Origin of the sequence: Pseudomonas sp. PA-4-8C, assembly GCF_021606625.1 — a bacterium.
GTDB classification, from domain to species: domain Bacteria; phylum Pseudomonadota; class Gammaproteobacteria; order Pseudomonadales; family Pseudomonadaceae; genus Aquipseudomonas; species Aquipseudomonas lactis.
The window spans coordinates 1-5865 of record NZ_WKCD01000318.1; the positions used below are offsets into that span (position 1 = coordinate 1).

Annotated in this window: 3 protein-coding genes and 4 pseudogenes; 3 read left to right on the forward strand and 4 right to left on the reverse strand. The window is 57.5% G+C overall.

Annotated features, from left to right (window positions below; translation table 11 throughout):
* The 3 genes from GIW04_RS26955 to GIW04_RS26965 form a co-directional block, all read left to right on the forward strand.
* Positions 1 to 516, forward strand: a 516-nt coding sequence (locus GIW04_RS26955) for an AMP-binding enzyme (protein ID WP_236479370.1), incomplete at its 5' end; no start/stop codon positions are given.
* Between the two features lie 59 nt (positions 517 to 575).
* On the forward strand, positions 576 to 905 hold the full coding sequence (locus GIW04_RS26960) for a DUF485 domain-containing protein (RefSeq protein WP_057005320.1): 330 nt from the start codon (positions 576 to 578) through the stop codon (positions 903 to 905).
* Complete coding sequence (locus GIW04_RS26965; RefSeq protein WP_057005319.1) at positions 902 to 2566, forward strand: cation acetate symporter; 1665 nt, start codon at positions 902 to 904, stop codon at positions 2564 to 2566. Before GIW04_RS26960 ends, GIW04_RS26965 begins: the two co-directional genes overlap by 4 nt.
* Positions 2567 to 2636: 70 nt before the next feature.
* On the opposite strand, the pseudogene GIW04_RS26970 reads toward GIW04_RS26965, so the two are convergent.
* The 4 pseudogenes from GIW04_RS26970 to GIW04_RS26980 all read right to left on the reverse strand — a co-directional run.
* Positions 2637 to 3176, reverse strand: a pseudogene (locus tag GIW04_RS26970) (IS66 family transposase zinc-finger binding domain-containing protein); the annotation flags it as partial.
* A gap of 207 nt (positions 3177 to 3383) precedes the next feature.
* Positions 3384 to 4103: pseudogene (locus tag GIW04_RS31595) on the reverse strand (group II intron reverse transcriptase); the annotation flags it as partial.
* Positions 4104 to 4193: 90 nt separating this feature from the next.
* Positions 4194 to 4451, reverse strand: a pseudogene (locus GIW04_RS31600) (recombinase family protein); the annotation flags it as partial.
* Positions 4452 to 4887: 436 nt separating this feature from the next.
* Positions 4888 to 5619 (reverse strand): annotated as a pseudogene (locus GIW04_RS26980) (reverse transcriptase N-terminal domain-containing protein); the annotation flags it as partial.
* Positions 5620 to 5865 lie beyond the last annotated feature (246 nt).

A 5865-nucleotide genomic window follows, 5' to 3' on the forward strand; every position in this document is an offset into this window, starting at 1 on the left:
ACACCCGCCGATGGAGTCACCCTCGGCGAGCTGGCGGTACGCGGCAATACGGTGATGAAGGGCTACCTGAACAACCCCGCAGCGACTCGCGCAGCGTTCGCCGATGGCTGGCTGCACACCGGTGACCTGGCAGTGCAGCACCCGGATGGCTACATAGAAATCAAGGACCGCTCCAAGGACATCATCATCTCCGGCGGCGAGAACATCAGCTCACTGGAGATCGAGGAAGTGCTCTATCAACACCCCAGTGTGATCGAGGCCGCCGTGGTAGCACGCCCCGATTCCCATTGGGGGGAAACACCCCACGCATTCGTCACTTTGCGCGCGGATGCCGTGGCGACCGTCTGTGGCGACGACCTGATTCTTTGGTGTCGCGAGCGCCTGGCGCATTTCAAGGCGCCGCGGCATGTGTCCCTGGTGGAACTGCCGAAAACCGCGACCGGCAAGATCCAGAAGTTCGTGCTGCGTGAATGGGCCAAGGCGCCACAGGAGGTACCCAGCACAATCGAACACTAAATCAAGCCGCCGCACACCTTATTCCAATAACAACAAGTGCTTTCGTCAGAGGTGATCCCATGCCCAGTTCCAGTCCCTTGTATGCACGCATTCGTGGCAACACCCAATTCGTAGATCTGGTGGCTCGACGTAACCGGCTCACGCTGAGCCTTCTCGTGGTGATCGTGGCGGTGTTCTACGCCTATATGGGGCTGGTGTCGTTCTGGCCCGAGTTGATCGCCCGCCGCCTGGCCGAGAGCTCGAACCTGACGTTCGGGGTAGCCGCTGGGGTAGCGTTGTTCGTGTTCTTCTGCGCGTTGTCTGGCTTCTATGTGTATCGCGCCAATGGTGAATTCGACCGGATGACCCGCGAGCTGATCGCCCAGGTCGAGCAGGAGGAGGCACGATGAAAGCATTTACTTTGCTCGCCCTGGGCGCAGCGTTCTGCTCCACCTCGTTACTGGCCGCGCCGACTATGGACGCGACGGTGCGGCAGCCGCTCAACCTGCATGCGATCGGCATGTTCATGGTGTTCGTTGTCTTCACCCTGGGCATCACCTGGTGGGCCGCGCGGCGCACACGTTCGACCGCCGATTTCTACAGCGCCGGTGGCGGCATCACGGGCTTTCAGAACGGTCTCGCGCTGGCCGGCGACTACATGTCGGCGTCGACGCTTTTGGGTATCACCGCGCTGATCTACACCTCGGGCATGGATGGCTATATCTACCTGATCGCGTTTTTCGCCGGCTGGCCGGTGCTGCTGTTGCTGATGACCGAACGACTGCGCAACCTCGGTCGTTTCACCTTCGCAGACATCACCTCGTACCGCCTCGATCAAGGCAAGGTGCGGACTATGGCAGCGATCGGTTCGTTGACCGTTGTGTGCTTCTACCTGGTGGCGCAGATGGTGGGGGCCGGGCAGTTGATCAAGCTGTTGTTCGGCCTCGATTACCATATCGCGCTGCTGATTGTCGGTGCACTGATGATGCTTTACGTGACCTTCGGCGGCATGGTTGCAACCACCTGGGTGCAGATCATCAAGGCCTTTCTGCTGATGGTCGGCGGTACCCTAGTGATGTTGCTGGCAATGAACGAGTTCAACTTCAGCTACGACACCCTGGTCAATCGGGCAATGAGCATTCACGGTCTGGGTGACCGCCTGTTGGCGCCCGGCAGCCTGCTCGCTGACCCACTGACTGCGCTTTCGCTGAGTTTGGGCCTGGTCTTCGGCACCGCCGGGCTGCCGCACATTCTGATGCGTTTCTTCACCGTCAGCGACGCCAAGGAAGCACGCAAGTCGGTGCTCTATGCCACCGGTTTCATCGCCTATTTCTTCAACGTGATCTTTCTGCTCGGCCTGGCCTCGATCGTCATCGTCAGCCAGGAACCGCAGTACTTCGAGGGCGGTCAGACTGGCGGCAAGCTGCTTGGCGGCGGCAATATGGTTGCCATGCACCTGGCCCAGGCCGTCGGTGGCAACATGCTGCTCGGTTTCCTCTCGGCGGTAACGTTCGCCACCATCCTCGCCGTGGTTTCCGGGCTTGCCCTGGCCGGTGCCTCGGCAATTGCTCACGACCTGTATGCGCGGGTTATAAAGAAGGGCACGGCCAGTGAGGCGCAAGAGCTGCGGGTGACCAAATATGCAACGCTGGGTCTGGGGTTCGTAGCGGTCGGCCTGGGTATCGTTTTCGAGAATACCAACGTGGCGTTCATGGTTGCGCTGGCCTTCGGCATCGCTGCTTCGGCGAACTTTCCGGTGCTGTTTCTCTCGATGTTCTGGCGCGGGCTGACGACGCGTGGCGCGCTGGCGGGAGGTTACCTGGGGCTGGTCAGTGCGATGGCGTTCGTGGTGCTGTCGAAGTTGGTCTGGGTCGACGTGTTTCACTTCAGCGAGCCGCTGTTCCCTTACACCCAGCCGGCGCTGTTCTCCATGCCGATAGCCTTCCTCGCCGCCTACGTGTTCTCGAAGCTCGACCACAGTGCGCGTGCTAAAACCGAGCGCGAGGCATTCGAGGACCAGTATGTGCGCGGGCAAACCGGAGTGGGGGCAAGCGGCGCATCGGCACATTGACAGGTAAACACGCACGGGGGCGCCGCAGCGCATGATCTCTGCGCGCCCCTGTGGGTGATGATCGCGGTCGGAGGTGAGCCAACAGGCCTGCGGTCGGGATGCCTTTGTCGATCACTTGCGTCGGCACCGGTGCCTGGATAAGCGTTTCACACTCGCGGCAGGCCCATTTTCCACGTACGTGTTGCTCGACCGTGAACACGCCCGGCGTGTAATCCAGCTTCTCGCTGACGTCTTCGCCGACGCGCTGAAGCTGGCAGCCGCACACGCACTGGGTGTTCTCTGGTTCGTGACGGATCACGGTTCGTGGAAACTGCGGCGGCAATGGCGCACGCTTGGGCTGCTGACCCGGTCCAGGCGGTGCGGCAGGCGGATTGACCGCCTTCAGCTCGGCTTCGATGGCCGCGATATCAGTATGCAGGAGGTCGTCGAGCAGGCTGCCCTGGTCAGGGCTCAGCTGTTCGCTGCGCTTGGCGAACTTGTGCCGTTTGAACAGTGCGATTTCGTGGGTGAGCTGTTCGTTGACCGTTTCGATTCGCTGGATCTTCTTGCCCATCGTATCGACCTGCGACAGCAACTGCGCAGCGAATGCACGCAGTTGATCGGGGGTCATTTGATCGAGATTGGACGAAGAAGTGTCGGGTAGCCACAGATCATTACTGATCCGCAGCCCCCTCAGAACCGTACGTGCGAGTTTCCCCGCATACGGCTCAAGCTTACGAAAGCCAGTGCATCACTGGCCGGTTACGCGGAAGGTGGTTTTTTGCAAACCGTTATACTGAAGTGGCTTGTTGAGTCCCAGTTCATGGCACTGCAAGTATCAGTCGAGATGAAGCAGTGCGCGGTTTTCTAACTTATCAGAGCCGCCATCCACCCGCCTGACAACATGGTGATCATGCCAGCCGGTATCCTTGCTGATGGCATGCCCGCATAAGGCACATATACCCTGTTGCCGCCTGAAAAGGCTATGTATCTGCCGTCGATAACGAAGCTTGTGCAGCATCCGCTGAACCCTTAATGCCTCCCATTTGAACTCCTGTTCTGCATCGTACGGTTGATACGCAAGCGGTAAACGCTTGTGACGAACGATTGCTGTGTCCGCCAGCATGTATAGTTGGCGAAACCTTACCATCCCGTCGGGCCCCTTTAATGGGTGCACAAATGCCCGATGAATTTCGGAGCAGTAATATCGTCGCTTAATCCAGCCAACAGACTTCCTCGGATGCCGTCGCTTTGCCCACCTAAAAATACGCCAGAATATTAGATTATCCAGCTTACTAAAGGTGGCTTTCGCCACAACCGGGGAATGGTTTTGTGCCCATCCTCGCAGTACAGGGTTAAGCCGTCCCATCAGTGCGTTTTGGGTAAGCGCTCCGCTATTTTTTATGATATCTCGCACTTTTCGGTAGAACGCTGATACATTTTTCTTCGAAGGCTTGATCATCAGCTTTGCTTTTCTTTTCGACGACTTCGGAACGTACTTCTTAAAATTCCACCCAAGAAAATCAAATCCTTGATGGATATGTACGATGTGCGTTTTATCCTGGGCAGTCGACAGCACATTGATGCTGCCGCGTTTGGCCCCATGAAGCTTGCCGCGACGATTGCGTTCCATAATTTTGGCCCGTTCGTACTCCGCGATCATGCCCTGCATCTGCAGCAGCAACGACTCCTCCGGCGTGACGCCAATGGCATGATTGAGGAACACAACCTGCACGCCACACGCCAATAGCTCTTCCATCAGCAATGCCTGATGAGCATATTTGCGCGACAGTCGATCTGGGGACAGGACATAGAGACGATCCACCAGGCCGAGGGCCGCCCGGTCTCTGAGCCGCTCCAACTGTGGACGAATCAGCGTCGCGCCGCTGACGCCGACAAAGCGCATGTCCTCAGCAACATGGGCACCATCGGCCACAGATCCGCTCTGTCAACGCGGCAATCTGGCTTTCAATCGTGCCGCGTTTAGCCTGTTGGTCAGAGGATACGCGGGCATAGAATGCCACCATCCCAGCCTGGCTCATTGCTCACCTCGCTTGGCAGTACGATGCTTTTTCACCGAGGGCTGGGATTGTGACAATTCTGAGGAAGCCCGCGTTTCTGTCGGCTTAAGCTGCTCGTAGACCCTCTCGAGCTGTTCACGAGAGAATCGATTTGGCTCAAAAGTCAGACGAATACGCCAGATACGCGGTTTTCGGCTCATGACTGAAGTCTCCCATCAGTGGGGGCGAGGCCCTCAATGACGAGAACAATCTCGACATCGGGGCATCCCGCATGCCTCGGGGCAAAACTCTCCCTGGCAATGCGCAGTCCCCATTTTATCCGAGAGTTTGCTCTGTTGTTGCCGGTGCTATGATGCCTCCCTGCGGGGTTCCGGCGTGGCTGGAGAACAGCTGATTCTGGTAGACATAACCGGCCTGGAGCCATTTCTGCAAAATCGCCTTATCCATGGGAATGTTGGCGATCAACCAGTCATGGCTGATATTGTCGAAACAGCTTTGAATGTCGCCCTCTAACACCCACTCCGCGTTTGCTTTTCGTGACAGCACACCAAAGCACTGTGCGGCGGCATCCGCAGTTGAACGTTCCGGCTTGAATCCATAAGAGTTCGGATCGGCGGTGGTTTCCGCTATCGGTTCCAGAGCCAGCAAATGGAGCGCCTGCATGGCCCGGCATTTCATCGCGGGAATTCCGAGAGGTCTCGTCTTGCCGTTTTTCTTAGGAATAAGCACTCTCCGAAGCGGAAGCGGCGAGTAGCCTCGCCGCCTCAATGACGCTATCGCACAGATCTTGGCCCCCGGTGTATTCCAAGTGACCTTGTCCACCCCGGGGGTATTTTTGCCTTTGTTTTCAGACACCCGTTTCACGGCCAATGCTTTGCCGCTAAACGAGTGAGTCAGCAGCCATTGCAGGGCTTTCGCCTTGTTATGCCCGCCATCTTGTACCGCCTTCACAATACGCGCTTGCAGCCCTCTTACTCGACGTTGAGCACCGGCCCAATTGATGCCGTCCCACGACGTGCCGGAAGGTGCACACGCCAATATTGCTGCGTTCATTTGCTCTCCTTCCGTTGAACCCCTCCACGAACGACTCGCCTCCAGGGGCGTGTGAAGGGTGAGTCATGGTTCTTGTTGGCCCTCTGTGGCAATCAATGGAAAAAACTTGGTATTGGACTTGCCAATGAGCCAGAACAAGTCCAAGATAGCGTCCATTCCTGAGATAGGAAGCAAGGAAAACCTTTTCTAATCAAAAGGTTAGAGGCTAGATTCTAGTCCCGTTTCCCGCTCCATATTTAACGAAAA